This window comes from Helicobacter sp. 11S03491-1 (genome assembly GCF_002272835.1).
In the GTDB taxonomy this organism is placed as follows: Bacteria; Campylobacterota; Campylobacteria; order Campylobacterales; family Helicobacteraceae; genus Helicobacter_J.
Map to the genome: position 1 here is coordinate 20,274 of NZ_MLAO01000005.1, position 16,726 is coordinate 36,999.

Annotated in this window: 14 protein-coding genes and 2 pseudogenes; 2 read left to right on the forward strand and 14 right to left on the reverse strand. The window is 32.2% G+C overall.

Features of this window, described 5'->3' with window-relative positions:
• Position 1: 1 nt before the first annotated feature.
• The 6 genes from BKH45_RS04370 to BKH45_RS04395 are packed head-to-tail and all read right to left on the reverse strand — an operon-like array spanning position 2 to position 5,077.
• Complete coding sequence (locus BKH45_RS04370; protein ID WP_095274261.1) at positions 2 to 235, reverse strand: hypothetical protein; 234 nt, start codon at positions 233 to 235, stop codon at positions 2 to 4.
• Complete coding sequence (locus BKH45_RS04375) at positions 232 to 1,410, reverse strand: type IV secretion system protein (RefSeq protein WP_095274262.1); 1,179 nt, start codon at positions 1,408 to 1,410, stop codon at positions 232 to 234. Before BKH45_RS04375 ends, BKH45_RS04370 begins: the two co-directional genes overlap by 4 nt.
• Positions 1,403 to 3,754: a hypothetical protein gene (locus BKH45_RS04380; RefSeq protein WP_095274263.1), complete on the reverse strand. Its 2,352-nt coding sequence runs from the start codon at positions 3,752 to 3,754 to the stop codon at positions 1,403 to 1,405. The genes BKH45_RS04375 and BKH45_RS04380 overlap by 8 nt, the downstream gene beginning before the upstream one ends.
• A 9-nt stretch (positions 3,755 to 3,763) precedes the next feature.
• Entirely contained in the window at positions 3,764 to 4,024 is a 261-nt protein-coding gene (locus BKH45_RS04385) for a virB3 type IV secretion protein (RefSeq protein ID WP_095274264.1), read from the reverse strand.
• 9 nt (positions 4,025 to 4,033) lie between these two features.
• On the reverse strand, positions 4,034 to 4,330 hold the full coding sequence (locus BKH45_RS04390; RefSeq protein WP_095274265.1) for a TrbC/VirB2 family protein: 297 nt from the start codon (positions 4,328 to 4,330) through the stop codon (positions 4,034 to 4,036).
• 18 nt (positions 4,331 to 4,348) lie between these two features.
• Positions 4,349 to 5,077, reverse strand: a complete 729-nt coding sequence (locus BKH45_RS04395) for a hypothetical protein (protein WP_095274266.1) — start codon at positions 5,075 to 5,077, stop codon at positions 4,349 to 4,351.
• 85 nt (positions 5,078 to 5,162) lie between these two features.
• Here BKH45_RS04395 and BKH45_RS04400 point away from each other — a divergent pair.
• Both BKH45_RS04400 and BKH45_RS04405 read left to right on the forward strand, forming a co-directional pair.
• Positions 5,163 to 5,354 (forward strand): annotated as a pseudogene (locus tag BKH45_RS04400) (TdeIII family type II restriction endonuclease); the annotation flags it as partial.
• Positions 5,355 to 5,511: 157 nt separating this feature from the next.
• A complete protein-coding gene (locus BKH45_RS04405; protein ID WP_095274268.1) occupies positions 5,512 to 6,477 on the forward strand; it encodes an HTH domain-containing protein in 966 nt (321 codons plus the stop codon).
• A 71-nt stretch (positions 6,478 to 6,548) separates the two neighbouring features.
• Here the strand turns inward: BKH45_RS04405 and BKH45_RS04410 are convergent, their stop codons facing one another.
• The 8 genes and pseudogenes from BKH45_RS04410 to nuoI all read right to left on the reverse strand — a co-directional run.
• Entirely contained in the window at positions 6,549 to 7,943 is a 1,395-nt protein-coding gene (locus tag BKH45_RS04410) for a phosphomannomutase/phosphoglucomutase (RefSeq protein ID WP_180675641.1), read from the reverse strand.
• Positions 7,944 to 7,956: 13 nt separating this feature from the next.
• Positions 7,957 to 10,320, reverse strand: coding sequence for a flagellar protein (locus tag BKH45_RS04415; RefSeq protein ID WP_095274269.1), 2,364 nt, complete (start codon positions 10,318 to 10,320; stop codon positions 7,957 to 7,959).
• Positions 10,321 to 10,339: 19 nt separating this feature from the next.
• Positions 10,340 to 11,833, reverse strand: coding sequence for an NADH-quinone oxidoreductase subunit NuoN (gene nuoN / locus BKH45_RS04420; RefSeq protein ID WP_095274270.1), 1,494 nt, complete (start codon positions 11,831 to 11,833; stop codon positions 10,340 to 10,342).
• A gap of 1 nt (position 11,834) precedes the next feature.
• A complete protein-coding gene (locus tag BKH45_RS04425) occupies positions 11,835 to 13,400 on the reverse strand; it encodes an NADH-quinone oxidoreductase subunit M (protein WP_095274271.1) in 1,566 nt (521 codons plus the stop codon).
• 3 nt (positions 13,401 to 13,403) lie between these two features.
• On the reverse strand, positions 13,404 to 15,269 hold the full coding sequence (nuoL, locus tag BKH45_RS04430) for an NADH-quinone oxidoreductase subunit L (protein WP_095274272.1): 1,866 nt from the start codon (positions 15,267 to 15,269) through the stop codon (positions 13,404 to 13,406).
• A gap of 3 nt (positions 15,270 to 15,272) precedes the next feature.
• Positions 15,273 to 15,575 (reverse strand): NADH-quinone oxidoreductase subunit NuoK, encoded by a 303-nt coding sequence (gene nuoK / locus BKH45_RS04435; RefSeq protein WP_095274273.1) that lies wholly within the window; start codon positions 15,573 to 15,575, stop codon positions 15,273 to 15,275.
• Entirely contained in the window at positions 15,572 to 16,129 is a 558-nt protein-coding gene (locus BKH45_RS04440) for an NADH-quinone oxidoreductase subunit J (RefSeq protein WP_095274274.1), read from the reverse strand. Before BKH45_RS04440 ends, nuoK begins: the two co-directional genes overlap by 4 nt.
• Before the next feature lie 12 nt (positions 16,130 to 16,141).
• Positions 16,142 to 16,723 (reverse strand): annotated as a pseudogene (nuoI, locus tag BKH45_RS04445) (NADH-quinone oxidoreductase subunit NuoI); the annotation flags it as partial.
• Positions 16,724 to 16,726: the final 3 nt, after the last annotated feature.

Genomic DNA, 16,726 nt, shown 5'->3' on the forward strand with positions numbered 1-16,726 from the left:
CTTATATTCCTAATTCTTCAAATTTTTTAAGATAATTATTGTTGTATGAATCTAAATTGGTGTTTTTTTGAATATGTTGAATCTTTTTTTTATCTAAACATGCACAAGGACTTTTATACATTTCATAGTATTTATTTGTACAACCAAGAAATGCCATTCCACAAATACCCAGTATTACCGGTTTAATCTTTTGAGTTTTGATAAATTTGAATTGATTTTTTAACGGGTTGTTCATTTTTTACCTCCTCCAAGTTTTGAAGCACCAAAGGAAATTCCTTTTTGTATAAGACTTTTGGCTTTTTTAGCAAGAGGTGCTGCAGCTACACTCCCTCCACCTGTTAATCCGGCGAGAGCTGCATTGGCAAGTCCTTTCATGCCTCCACCTCCTTGAGAATAAGCTTGTTTCATTAAGCCTAAGGCACTACCGGCTGCAGCACCTCCCAGCATGCTTGCCACAGCCGCAGTGCCTTTTGTAGCCATATTTGTGATATTTCCAGCTCCTGATATATCGCTCTGAGTTCCCATAAGGGAGTCTATAATTTTTGAAATAAATTGCAAAAGCAGTATGGATATGACTCCCACTACACACATGAGAAAAAATATTCCTATGATCTCGTATGTATCTAGTACGTTTATATTAAATATCGAATTATTCTTGATTTCAACTGTTGTGGGTGTTATTTTGATTAAGGCATTCATAGCGCCTGTATTTAAAGAAGCCATCAATAATAAAGCGGGTTGATAGAGTGTTAGTGAAATTAAGAGTTTCAGATATGCTCCGAGTATTCCTCTTGTTTGAGGAAAAAGCATTAATCCTATAAAAAATATTGCCATTGAAGACCAAACATAGTATTGAATGGTTGTCATAATAATAATTATGCACAATATGCACAGATAGATTAATTGTATGAGTATAGCTATCGTTCCAAGTAAGATTTGAAAAATAGTTCCCCCGATTTTAAAAATACTAAAGTCTTTCCAGATTGTTTTACTTATAGATGAAATAAGTTGAAAATTTTGAGTGATGATTGTATCAATACCTGTTTTTTCTTCAATTTGAGTGAGTGTTCCTGTTTTGGCAATAGCTTTGGTTATTCCATCGGATAAAACTTCAGAGGGTAATTTGATAAAATTATTAAAATATTCCATAAATTTTGTGGGGTCATTTAATGCCCAGCCTGAGAAAGCTATATATGCAAGAAATATACATAGATTCACTATGGCTTTTATTTCAAACATATCTCTATCTTTAATTTTTTTAATTGCCCATATCCATATCAAGACAGATATCATCGCAGGAAAAATAAATTGAAGTTTTAAAGTTTCGCTGATAGATTGAGCTAATGAATTTCCAAAATTACCTAAAACATTGGTGAAACTTCCCATCAAATTAGCATAGATATCATTCATTGATATATTTCTCTTTCCAACTGTTTGGGAAATTTTTTTTGAGTTCTTTGAGTCTGCTTACGTTGTTAGCATTAGAATTAAAAACATTGAGATATTTTCCAAGTTTGGCAAGATTGACATCAAGAATATTTGAGCTGTTATCAATTCTATTTTTCAATAGGATTTTGCGTTCATTTTTCGAAGTTGAGATTAAAAATTCCTTTTCAATATCTGATAAAACTATCCCGTGTTTTTCAAGCTTATCAATATTTTTAGTAGGGAATAAGATAATTTGTCCCATATTTTCAATAAATGAAGAAGCATTTTTGACTTCATCAAGCTGGTTTATATCTTGAAAGGCAAGAGCGATGACACCATTGACTTTTCTTGCTTGTGTGATAGCAAGATTAAGTTTTTCATTCATCATTTCATTTTCTGTATAAGATTTGAATTCATCGATAAACATGAAAAAGCCTTTATTATTTTCTTTGGCTTCATAAATCATTTTATGGAACAGGTAATACGCGACTAAAGACGCGTCTTTCTCTGAATTGACTATAAAATCCATATTTAAAGTGGTGAGTTGATTTTTAAAACTTAGGGAGTCTTGAGTTTTATTGAATATAGCATTATTTAAATATCTGTTTAGTTGTATTTTGACAGATTCATCATTCATCTTAACGATACCCTCTGCAATATCGCTTAATTGAGGCACAATCCCTTGAATGCTCAGATTGTGATAGACATCTCTAAGTACTTTTTCAATGGAAGATATTTTTACAATATCTTCCGGATTGCTTTCATGAACACCAACTAAGAATCCTAGCCATGCACTTAGAAAACTGATATTATCAATGCTGTATTCCAATGTAAGGGGATTGATGTAAAAATCCTCTCCCGTATTGTATTCTCCATTAAAGAATTCAGTCATGATTCTCATTCCATAGAGTCTATCAAGGGCTAGGATATTGATAGGATACTTCATGGCATTCATCATCAAAAAGGACACAAGCGTAGTTTTCCCGGCTCCTGTCCCTCCAATGATCATTGTATGTCCCAAGACATATTCATTATTTTTGACTTCTTCAGCGTGAAAATTGAATAAAAAAGGCGATAGACTCTGATTTTTAAAAACAGACAAAGGCATATTGCCCCAAGAATTTTTATTTCTTCCTGCGGGTTCTTTCTCAAAAAGAATCATTGTAGAGATTATTTTAGAGCTTTGGAGTCGTTTTCTGGCATTGAGATTGCTTCGATTAGGGAAAAAACTGAAAAATGTTGGGATCATATTGATGGTTTCAATCACAGCTACCAAACCATAGTTTTTGAATATATTGAGGATTTGTTGGCTGATATTATCCAGTGATTTTTTGTTTTTATCTTTCACCAAAACCACTAATGAAAGATTTTGAATGATTACCCTATCAGTTTTAACCAGTTCTCTAAGTTCGGCAAGACTTTCTTTTATAAGATCCGAAGAGGTTTTTCTTTTAGATTCAATCTTCGAAATTGCTTTGTTTTTAGATATTGGATCAATTGATAAAATAATATCAACTTGACATTCAAGATGTAATAAATTCGATAGCGTAAGAGATGTGATCTCTTCTGTATCATAAGATTTAACACCAATAATGCGATTGTAAGTTTTTTCCCCGTTAAAATCTTGAATATAATAATCTTTATGAAAACTGACGTTGCTTGCGATATAACTGTCGCTTAAGATTCCGTTTTGAGGATTAAATGGAATATAAATTCCGTTGATATATTCACCATAAAATCTCAATATATCTACAGAGTTAAGTTGTTTGGGTGATAAATCAATAAGTGTTTGACAAACTCTTTGAATGATAGCTTTTAGGATAATTTCTTTGTTGATATGGGTTACATTGGTATTTTTTTCTTCTTTGATGGAAGTTGTCAATTCAAGTTTCTTTTTTTCTAAAAATCCTGTGAAATTCGTACTTTTACTCTCAAAGATTAAAAAATATTGATTTACAAATACCCTTTCTTTCCCCTCCCAGAGATTGATAATTTCTCTAACATATTTATTGGGTATATCTTCATATTTTTGATTGAATAAAAATTCTCTTCGTTTAGTAATTACTCTAAGTTCAATACCTTCATCAATCGCATTGAGTGCATTCAGGCGATTCATAAATAATTCGCTCATATCGCTTTCATTGAGATTGCTGTAATTGACTCCTTCAAGAGTGATCATGCCTACAAGATTCTCTTTTTTTGTGATAATAAAATCATCATTGAAAATTCCAAGAATATTGTTTTCTTCGATGATAGAATAATGATTGGGTAAAGTTTTGCCAAAAAGAAAATTCCCATAGTGTTTGATACTTTCAATTAAATTCATTGAGCATTCCTAAGCATAGTAGGTATCAAGACCGGTGATAGTGAAATTTGCAAATAAAATATCTATAATGTCTTCATCAAAAAATTCTGCGATATAAAAAAATGTGATTAAAATTAGAAATAGAACAAACCCATAGAAGAGAGTTAGATTTGCTATTGGCACAGATAAGATACCGCAAAAAATCCAAGAGTTTAAATTCAATCCTAAAAATTTTTCTTTTTTGGTGAGCTCTCGGATATTTTCTACTTTGGCTTGAGCAACATCAATCATTATCTATTCTTATTTTGCACTATCAAAAATGTAATTAGAAATTTCTTTAGCATTCACGATAACAGCTACCCCGATAATAATGATGATGCAGGTAACGAAAATTTCTTTGATCCGCTCTTTTTCTTTAATCATATAAATACCTACACCAAGAATAATTAAAGAGCCTAATGCTTTCATATATGTGTTGCTGATTAAATTTAAAATTTCATTAATAAATGTTCCAAAATCTTTTGCTTGAGCAAAGTTGAGAAAAAATATAAAAATCATTAGGCTATAACGCATTTGGAGTTCATTAATTTTTTTCATTTTGTTATCCTTTCTATATTATGAAACTAATTGCATTTGTTCATAGCAATTATTAGAGTGTTCCAGAGCTTCTTTGATTCTTTTTTTGATAATGGCTTGGTGAAAATTACATTCAAGACTGGGAAGTGGCTTGCCGATGAAGTGTTCGTAGGTAATTTTTTGTTCAAAACATTCATCATCAGCAAGTTTTATTTTTAAATACACACTTTGATTTAAAGCGAGTTCTTTTTTCTTATCAAAATCACAGACAATTACTTTTTCATTCTCAATAAGAAGAGTTTTGTTTTTGTATTGCTTAATAGCGTTTTTGATAATGAGTTGAACATCTTTGTAGAATCTTTTAGGCAGAAGAGTTTCACCGGATTCTTTTTGAGCGGGAGGATTTAAAATTACAAGATTTTCATAGTTTTTCATTTGAATGCAGCAAATATCTTTAATTTTGTATTTGAATTCCAAAAAACCTAACTTTTGAAGTTCGGCAAGCCAGTTTTTAACTGTTTTGCTGGTTATGTCGAATTGATAAGTTTTTTTGCGTTGATTAATATAAATTACTCCATCTTGATTTTGAAGTTCCCAGAGCAAATCTCGAAGTTCCTCGTAAAAAAGATAGATTTTGCTATTCTTGTAAGATTTAAAGAATGATTTGATGGCGGAGTGATAAAATCGCTCTAATTCAAATTGTGAGAGATCAAAGTTTTTAGGCTTTAAGACTTTTTTTTCATTCACATTCAATTTTATTTTTTTCATATAAAAGATCCTTCCTATGAAACTTAAACAAAACTGAATATTAAGTTTATTGTTATAATCTCAATGAGTTAAATATAATCTTAATGAGTCAAAACCTTATCGAAGATCGGCAATGTCGGGGATACTTGATTTGGAATTCCAAATCAAAGTGGCTAAGGAATTTTGGGATTTTCTTGGAGGAGATGGTAGTTACGAAGTTTTGTTGGAAGCTTTTTTAGAGGTTGGGATTAAAATGAGAGAGGAGACAGATAAATATTTTATCAATTTAATATCTTAAAATAATAGTCTTAACATGATTGGATAAATACTTAAAAATTATCCGAGAGAACTTTTAGGCATAGAAATAAAATTGTAATTTTTGTATGGAACAAACCTTGTGGGCTGTAATAATTATGTTAAAATAATAGATATTTTGTAAAGATTGGGATTTATTGATGAAAAAATATACGCTAAGAAATTTGGTTGATGAAGTATTAATCAATGCTCAAGAAGCGCTATCATATAAAGAAATTTGGGAAAAAGCCCTAATAAAGCGACTGGATAAAAAGTTAAATAGCCATGGAAAAACTCCATCGTATTCAGTTAGCGCATTACTTTGTAATGATATAAAAAAAGAGAATTCTAAATATATAATTATTTCAAAAAATCCTAATCGCTATCAGATGAAAGATAGAAAAAATCGATCCACGCAAGTGCTCATATCCAAACAAATTCAAACCGGATCTCAAGAAGACCAAAAAAATAATAAAAAAAGTGAATTTAATGAGATTGATCTCCATCTTCTTTTGGTGAGTTTTGTGTGGTATAAATTTAAGATTTATTCCAAAACGATTGATGCTAATAAATCTGACAAAAAAGAAAAAGGTCAAAACGAGTGGATACATCCTGATATTGTGGGTATTTATTTCCCTTTTGGCGACGATTACGAACCTCAAACATTGAAATTAACAACAAATTTAGCTTGCCCTAGCTATAAATTATATTCTTTTGAGCTAAAGAAAAAATTATCTTTTTCAAATTTGAGAGAATCTTATTTTCAGGCTATTTCAAATTCCAGTTGGGCAAATGAAGGTTATTTGGTTGCTTTTGAAATTGATAATAAAACTGATTTGTTAGATGAATTAAAAAGGCTCAATACTGCCTTTGGGATTGGAGTTATAAAATTGAGAGGGCAACTTGAGGATTGTGAAGTGATGATCTCTGCAAAATATAAAGAAAGCCCGGATATTGATACTCTTAATTTGTTGGTAAAAAATAATCCTGATTTTAAAAATTTTATAGAAAATATTAATGAAGATATAGGGGCTGGTAAATCTTCTAGAATTATGAAAACATATTATGAAAAATTTTTTGATAAACAACAATACGAAGAATATTGCAAATCAAAAAATATAAAATAATTTACAGACTATTTGTCCAAAATCACTTAAATCTAATTGGTGATGGTATTTTGTATAAGACATTTAATTTTTTATATTTTATTTTTGATTTCTTCTATGAGGGCTAAAAGTTTTTGTTTATAAAAATCTGCATTTACTTTATTTTTGGCTTCAAATCTTGTAACCAAAACAGGCGTAGTATTGCTTGCGCGCACGAGTCCCCATCCATTCTCAAAAACTACTCTTACCCCATCAATAGTAATAATATCTAGGATTTTTGGGAAATCACTTGGGGGATTTTGAAGAATTTTATAGAGTTCATCAATGATGAGAAATTTTGTCTCTTCTGTGGCAGAGATTTTCTCTTCCGGGGTGCTATAAGAATGAGGAAGGTTTTTGATGTTGTTTTCTAATTCTTTAGGTGTATGGGTCAAGAATAATTCCAATGCCCTGAGTGCGCCATAAATTGCATCATCATAGCCAAAATAACGATCATTGAAAAACAAATGCCCACTCATTTCAGCTGCTAAATGAGCATTTAGTTCTTTGAGTTTTATTTTGAGGTTGCTATGACCTGTTTTATACATCACGCTTTTACCTATTTTGTTAATTTCATCATACATTATTTGAGAGCATTTTACTTCGCCAATTACTAATGGCTTCATGCCTTTGTTTGCCATTTCTTGCGCAAACAAAATAGCAAGTTCATCGCCCTTATAAGAGTGATGCAAGCTTAACAAAGCAATTCTGTCAGCATCCCCATCAAATGCTAATCCTATTGGGATTTGATGTTTTGTCATATAGTCTTTGATGGCTAGGAGATTTTTTTCTTCGCTAGGATCGGGGTGGTGGTTGGGAAAATTTCCATCAGGAGTGGCAAATAAAGAATCATATTGGATATGGAGAACATCTAAAATTCTATCCATGCCTATACTACCTACACCATTACCATAGTCAAGGACAATTTTATAAGGGAAATTTCTAAGTTTTTCAAAGTGCTTGATGAGATACTCTTGATAGGAACTGAGTGCATCTATTTTTTGAGTTTTGGAAAAATTTGAAATATATGAAATAGCAGTAGCACAGAGTTGGTTCCCTAATTCTTTAATGTCTTGCCCATAGAATGGCTTGGCTTTGAGTGTGATTTTAAACCCATTGTATTGTGGAGGGTTATGTGAGCCTGTAATCATGATTGAGTTGGTTGTAGAAATACCATCAATCACATTACAAGTGGCAAAGTAGGCTACCGGGGTAGGGATGAGTCCAATACAATAAACTTTAATCCCTTTGCTTGTGAGACCATCTTGAAGCCACTCATAAAGATTGAGTGAATGCACTCTTGCATCATATCCAATAATAATGCTATCTTCTCCATTTGCCTGAATCCTTTCTCCGATCAAAGCCCCAATCCCAAAAGTTATATCTTTTGTAAGATTGCGGTTGAAAATACCACGAATATCATATTCTCTAAAAATGCTCATATCCACCATAATTTATCCCTTAGTTTTTATTGTTTAACAATTCTAATCCCTGCGAACAGAGATTTTTCCATGGAGATTCTTCATGAATATTCAAGCATTTTTCAAATGATATTTTTGCTTCATTAGGATTATTTTGGAGATTTTCAATAGAACCTTTTGTGTAAAAAGCTTTTTGTTTTGCTTCATTGTCTAAATTTTTTTGCAATAAAATATCGATTTGAGTGAGGGCATCTTGGAGTTTATGGGTTCTTACAAGAGAGTTGATAAGCTCAAATGCAACACTGGGAGTAAAAGTATCAATTTTATATTTTTCTTGAAGGCGGATAATGTTTTTGGCATAAATTTGTATGGTGGTTTCATTTTTATTTTGTAATTGCCACTCAAGAAGTTTCGCATAAACTTCAATCATTCTTGAATCATTGCTGAATAATTTTTCTAATTTTGCATAAACTTCAAAGGCTTCATTTTGATTGCCTATTTTTGCAAGATCAAAAAACAATATAAAACCAATATCGTTATATTGAGAATTTTTACTTGAAAGTGCAAGAGAAAAGGCATCTTTTGCAGCCATAAGCGAAGGTTTGTATTCTCCTAATTGATAGAGATTTTTTGCATCTCGATAAAGCCAAGCAAGTTTTTGTTCTATGCTTTTGGCATTTTGTGCTTGGCCTGCAGAAATTACTTGCGCATTTTTGTTCAAAGAGGCTTGATAGAGGCAGTCAAAAGCTTTGAGTTTTTCATTTTCATCAAGATGATAATTGGAAGTTTGTAGAAGATAGATATTGGCATTTTTGCAATCATTATTTTGAAGATAGATTTTGATAAGTTTATTGATGGCTTCTTCTAAAAGAGGTGATTTTTCTCCAAGTTCTTTTCTCATATCCAAAACTTGTTTATATTGTTTTTCTTCAATAAAGAGTTGGGCTTTGAGTTCAATGGCTTTTTGACTTTGTTGTGTGTGGGGATATTTTTTGATGATATAATCATAGCGTTTAAGTTTTTCTTCATTATTTCCGGATACTTCAAAGAGAATACTATCATCCCTTTTTTTAACTGCTTTTATTTGTCTGCTTTCAGGATATTTTTTGATGTATTCAAGATTGGCTTGATGGGCATTATCAAAATCATCCGCTTTTTCATAGAGTTTGCCAAGATCATAGCTAATTTGCTCTTGAATTTCTTGATTTTTGGTATGTTCTGAGAGATATTGACCAATTTGGGCAGCATTTTTATACAGCTTATTTTTTGCAAGAAATTCTATAGTTTTATAAGTTTTCTTAGGATCTTGGAGAAAAAATTGTGGGTAACCTTGTTGGATTTTATTGATTAAAATAATTGCATTATTAAAGTTTTGTCTCTGGATTTCGAACTCTGCCCAATATAAGGCAATTTCGCTTGCACTTGCTAAATCTTTTGCTTCTCCATAGGCTTTTTGAAAATAAATAGAAGCTAAATTTACATTCGTGTTAGCGAGATCTATGGCGAGCTGCATTTTTGCAAGCGGGGCATAACGACTCTGAAAATATTCTTGAATGATTCTTTTGTAATAATGCTGTGATTCTGTATGGTAACGAATATTTGAATAAGCATTCGCCAGCAAATAAAGCACTTGAGGCATGGCTGCATCATTGGAGTATTGTTTAATCCAATTAAGCGCTATTGTGATGATGGCATCTTGATGGTTTTGATCCGGATCCAGATGAGAGAGAGCAATCATTTGATAAAGATAAAAGTCCTTTTTAAAAAGTGTGTTAGGATATTTTTTTAAGGTATCATTAATAGTGTTGATAGCTTTGTAATAATCCTTTTTTTGTATTAGGGCTTTTGCACTCATATAAGCTTCAAAATCAAGCCCCTTTAAATATTTCAAAGGTTTATTGTCAATATCCAATTCAGGCATATAGGGTGTTTGTGCATCTTCTATTGAAATGGGGAAATTAATCCCAATTGGAGTTTGATTTGATAAAAAAGGAATTTGTTCTTCATAACCTATAATTTGCCATGATTTTGAGGTAGAAGGTTTTTCTTTGATGATGAGAGTATTGTTTTTTTTGAGATTTGGGGGAATAAAAAAGAGTTTCTGTTTTTTATTGGGTTTAATATAGAGATGAAATTTACCATCAATCATTTGGTAATAAAAATTAAAAAACATTGTTTTCGTAGGGGTAAAACCCTCTTGGGGTATAGCATCAATGACGCATTCTACTGCTGTTACATCTCCTTGGTGATTGAAATTCTCCAGACAAGAAAAAGGTTTGTCATTTTTGATATTAAGCACAGCAAAATCTCTAGAATTTTCTTTGCCATAATTAACAACAATCTCAAGAGAATACGAAACGCTTGAGACAATCATAAAGAGGAAAAGTGCTCTAAAAGGGTGCAATCATTTCTCCAAAATATTATTAATAAATACTATTGATGATATATTTTGAAGTAATATCAAGCAAAAATTGGACCATAAAAATCGAAAAGCAACAAACTACTGCTGCAATACCTATGACTCCCTTGATAGAGTAGGTTGCATTTTCTATATAGACTTTGGAATCTTCTTGTTTGACAATAGGATCTTTTAAAAACATAAAGACAATCAATTTCAAATAATAATAAGCTGCAATAGCGCTATTTAACATCATAATAATTGCAAGCCAAATATAACCCGCATTGATCGCAGCACTTACAGCCAACATTTTTCCCCAAAATACTGCAAAAGGAGGTATCCCTGCAAGACTGAATAAAAATATAGCCAATAAAATAGCCATTAACGGATAGATTCTAACAAGTCCTTGAAATTTTGAATAGGGGTGCTCATAACGAGGATGCCATATTTTTTCTTTGTTTTTTGAAAGCCAAAGTATTGAAAAAGATCCTATATTGGTAATTAAAAACATAAACCAATACAAAAACATTGCATTTTGGCTTTGTGTGGTATTGATAAAAATACATGCCATCGCAAAACCGGAATGTGAGATAGAACTAAATGAAAGCATTCTTTTGACATCTTCTTGCATAAATGCCATGATGTTGGGTATTGTAATAGTGATTACCACTAAAATATAAAGTAGATTTTCAATCCAAGAAATTTCAGATTTGATGAAGACTTCAAAAATCCGAATTGCTACAGCAAAGCCTGCTATTTTGGGAATAATAGAGATATAGCCCGCAAGGACGGGATTGCTTCCTTCATAGACATCAGGCATCCAAGTGTGGAATGGGACAAGGGATATTTTAAATCCAATTGCTCCAATCATAAAAATAAATCCTATGACAAAAAGAATTGTGGGTTCAAAGTTATTTTGATAAATAAAAGCAGTAATGCTATGGATTTCCACGCTCCCTGTAGCAAGGTATAAAATCATTGCTCCCATTGCATAAAATGCGCTTGCTAAAATTCCCATAATAAAATATTTAATTGCTGCTTCTATACCTGTATTTTCATCATTAAAGGCAATAAGAACACAAAGTGAAAGAGAGGCAATTTCGAGTCCAAGTAAAATTAAGATTAAATTATCACTTGAAACCATAAATTGAAAACCTGCTGTCATAAATAGATACAAGGGATAAAATTCAGGAGTTTGAAATTCGGCATATCGTTTTTTGGAGATAGCTAAAAAGATAAAAAATAAACTTGCGATTAAGATAATCATTTGGGTTAAAATAGAAATCCCATCTAATCTGATAACACCAAAAAATCCCAAATCAAATCCGCTAAGCCCAAGCACAAAAGCTAAGTCAATAGCAATAAAAAGCATGCAGAGTGCCACATTGAGACTTCGAGAGAATTTTAGTGTAAAAGCATTTGCAGCAAGGATACAAATAGCTCCAAAAATTACAATAAACATTGGCAAGATTGTATGGAGCTTAAGATCTGCAATGGGAATATAGAAACTTTCTAACATATCATACCTCTTTTATTGATTTGGAAATATTTTCCGGATTTTGAATAAAATCTAAATTCAAGATAGATTTTTGCAAGTGTTTTTTAGTCGATTCTTGAGTAGCTCGATCATTCATGATTTGCAATAATTGTTTGGTGCTATTTTGGATAGGGGATAAAATAGGTTTAGGATAAATTCCAAAGAAAATAATTGCCATCACAAAAGGAATCATCACGCTTAGTTCTCTAGGACATAAATCTTTAAGAGTTTTATTCTTAACATTACTCAATAAGCCAAAAAATACATTTTTATAGAGATTAAGCATATAGATTGCTGATAGAATAATGCTTGTTCCGGCTAATAAGGTTAAAATAGGGTGAGCTTTGAAAAATCCTAAAAGACTAAAAAATTCACCTACAAATCCAATTGTCAATGGTAATCCAATATTTGCCATCATGACAATCCCAAACAGAGTCGCGTAGTTGGGCATGACAGTTGCTAATCCTCCAAATTCTGAAATTTGCCTTGTTCGTCTTCGCACATAAATCATTCCTACCAGCATGAATAATGCTCCACTAACAATACCATGCCCCACCATTGCAAATACAGAACCGCCTATCCCTTCAAGATTAATGGCAAAAATACCCATGACTGCTACACCCATGTGAGAAATTGAACTATAAGCAACGACTTGTTTCATGTCTTTTTGAGCAAAAGCAAGCAACCCTCCATAAATTACCATAAATAATGCCAAAATCGCTACCGGAATTACGAGCGCAAAACTTGCATCAGGAAATAGAGGTAGAGAAAATCTTACCAAGGCATAAGTCCCCATTTTTAGCAATACTGCTGCGAGGACAACCGATCCTAATGTTGGAGCATCTCCATAGGCGTGAGGAAGCCACGTATGAAAAGGAAAAATAGGTATCTTAACTGCAATACTAATAAAAAATGCCAAGAAAAGCCAAATTTGCATATTAAAAGGCAATACAAGATGATACCAATCTAAAATATCAAAACTCCATTTTCCTGTTGCAATATAATAAAGATATCCAAAATATAAAATTCCTATAAACATGATTAGAGAAGCTACAAAAGTATATAAAAAGAATTTAAGGGCTGCGTAAATTTTTTCACCACTTCCCCAAGCGCCAATCATGTAGAGAATGGGGATAAGCGAAATTTCCCAAAAAATATAAAATAACACCATATTTAAAGATGAAAATACACCCATTAAAATACTTTCTAAAAGCAACAAACAAACAACAAGATGGTTTTTATCATTGGGTTGATTGAGATAGATAGTAGCTAGAAAAATAATAAAACCATTTAAGAGAAGTAAAAATAAAGATATGCCATCAATCCCTACATGGTAATTAATACCATAATCAGGAATAAGACTAAAAATATTCTCAAACTGCATACTCGGATTAGTATAATCAAAACCCATCCATAATGCTATGACTAAAATAAGCTCAATAAGTCCAATCGTGATACCATAAGGCTTGGCGACGTTATTATCCATAATAAAAACAAATATGGAAGCAAGTGCGGGAAAAAAAATCACAATACTAAGTAGATATTCCATTATTTACCTCCAAAATTCAATAATTGCAAAAATAAGCATTATAAAAACTCCAAAACTCATCAAACGCAAAGATTGTGTAAGACTTCCATTTTGGACAGATTGAAATATCTTACTCAACCAAATGAGGAATTTGCCAATACTATCTACGGTTGCATCAATGATTTTTATTTCAACTTTTTGCCATAAAAATTCAGCGATCATGCCATAAGGAGTAATAAAAACTTTTTTATAAAATTGCGGGATATAATATTGGTTGGTTAAAAGCTTGTGGATAAAACCTCCAGAGCATTCTTTATAGCCGTTTTTATATCGATAAACAGCATATAGGGCTGATAGGATTGCAACAGCGGTTGTAATGATGATAAGCAACCAAACAGGAGCATGGAATTCTTTTGAAAGAGGGATGCTTTGAGTTATAAAATGAAGAAAATTTTCTTCAAAAAACCCTGCGATAATTGCCAATAAAGCTAAAGGAAACATACTCCACAACATCAATGAGTTTGCTTCATGGGGGTGAGGGAGCGAATGATTTTTTGGTGCAAAGAAAACCAACATCAACAATCTAAAACTATAAAATGCTGTCATGCCTGCTCCAATGAGTAAAAGTAACCATAAAAAATAATGTTCCATTCCAAATGAGGCTTCCAAAATCTTATCTTTGGAAAAAAATCCTGCAAATGGATAAATTCCTGAAAGTGCCATAGAAGCAATAATCATAAAAATCGCTGTAATTTTAAGAGGTTTAAAAAGCGATCCCATTTTTGTAATATCAAGTTTGTCTTCCATTGCATGCATGACATTTCCTGCACCTAAAAATAAAAGCGATTTAAAAAAAGCATGGGTAAATAAATGAAAAAATGCAATCCAATAAACTTCAAGTCCTGCTGCCACAAACATATAGCCAAGTTGAGATAAGGTAGAATATGCAATAATCCTTTTAAGATCTTTATTTACAAGTGCCATACTTGCACCAAATATAGCTACAAATGCTCCAAGGCAGGCAACAAAATAGCCAAAATGAGGGATAAGATCATAGATTGGATTGGCTCGAATAAGTAGATATACACCTGCTGTTACCATCGTAGCAGCGTGAATAAGGGCAGATACAGGCGTAGGTCCTTCCATTGCATTTGCTAACCAAGTATGTAGAGGAAATTGCGCTGATTTTCCCATTGCTCCTATGAATAAAAGAAATCCTGCAACACCCAGATAGAAGCTTGGGATATTTGTGTTTGCTAATGAGTCAAAAATTTCATCATATCGTAAAGTCCCAAATAGCCAATAAAGTATTATGATGCCAAGAAGCATTCCAAGGTCGGCGATTCTATTAATCACAAATGCTTCAATAGAAGCAGAATTTGCACTTGTCCTGATATACCAAAAACCAATCAGTAGGTATGAGCAAAGTCCGACTCCTTCCCAACCAATAAAAAGTCCTAAAAAATTATCACTCATCACAAGAACCATCATCGAAAATACAAAACCCGAAAGATAACTAAAATATCGATTATAGCCTGAATCATTTGCCATATATCCTATTGAATAAAGATGAACCAAAAAAGAAACAAGACTAACGACAAAAATCATAATAGCGCTGATAGAATCTAACACAAAAGAAAATTGAGTTTTAAAATCTCCCAACACCATCCAATCCATTAAAGTGGCATTAATTTTTACACCATTAGTTGCGCTTATAAAAAGAATGACTGAGGCTAAAAATGATAAAAAAATCAAAAAAGAATTTACCCACCCAACATGAAGAGATTTTTGTTTATTTCCCCAAAAACCTGCATAAATAGCACCTATCAGAGGACAAAAAATCACTAAATACAATAGAAAAATATAATGAGAATCAGATAAAAAACGCATATCCTAGCCTTTCATGATATTGAGGTTATCAATGTCAAGAGTTTTGTATTTTTTGAACCACATAATAACCAGTCCAAGTCCAATAGCCACTTCGCTTGCAGCAATAGCGATAATAAAAAGCGCAAACATTTGTCCATTCATATCTCCTATGAAACTTCCAATCGCTACAAAACCTATATTGATAGCATTAAGCATAATTTCTGTAGAAAAAAATAGCATTAAGATATTTTTACGTCTTAAAATGCCTGCTAAGCCAATACAAAACATGAGTGCACCGAGAACTAAATAATGTCCAAGACTAATCATAATATTTCCTTTGTTTGTTCCGGTTGTGAATCCGGAAAATGAACCTTGCGAAGCCCTGTAGCTACACCTCCTACTAATGCGCACAAAAGCATAATAGCAGCTACTTCAAAAGGGATAAGATATTTGGTAAATAAAATATAGCCAACCAATTGAATATTATTCATTTTTTGTGTAATAGCCAGGGTTGTTTCGGGTTGGATATGGGTTAAATTTTGAGAGACAATAGGGGCTCCAAAAATAAGCGTAAGGATAATAGCAATCCCAAATACAAGAACATAAAGAGTTTTTGGATGACGATGTGTTTCGATAATATCTTTTGAAGTATCAAAAAACATCATTCCGAAAGCATACATTACAACAACAGCTCCGGCATATACAGCAATCTGAACAACCCCCATAAACTCAGCCCCAAGCAAGAAGAAAAAAGCTGAAATAAAGATCATGCCACTTGAAAGAGCAGTCAGGGCATATAAAACATTTTTAGTTGTAATGACAATTAAAAACATCGCCAAACTTAAAATAGCAAAAAAATAAAAAGCTATCACTTCAAACATAAAATTCTCCTAATAATCCAAAGGGGTTTTTTTGATTTTGATATCTGCATCTAAGCTGATAGATCCAAATCCTTGAAATTCTTGTTGGGTTAGATTTTTTGCATCTTGAGTGTCTTTAAGGAAATCTTGTTTAATTCCAAAATGTGCCCTTTGTTCGCTGGCATTCTCAAAGCGATTTCCCATAACAATCGCCAGTTCGGGACATACTTCAGCGCACAAACCACAATAAATACAACGTCCCAAATTGATTGTATAGCTATCGATTTTTTTTCTCCCATCTTCGCCTTTATGTGTGATGATACGAATACAATTGCTTGTGCAAATTTTCTCACACAAACCACACCCGATACATCTTTCTTCTCCGGATTCTAATAATCGTTGAAGGTTATGAACTGCTCGATATCTTGGGCTTAAAGGCAGTATTTCTAAGGGGTAACGCACAGTAACTTTTTTACTAAAAAATTCTTTGAGTGTTAAGGCAAGTCCTTTAAATAACTCTAATCCACATGTAGTTTTGATAGTCTCAAAGAATTTTTGTGATACAGAGGTGATTTGAGGAGTGGTTCGTATATATTTATAATTTTGTTTTGCCATTTT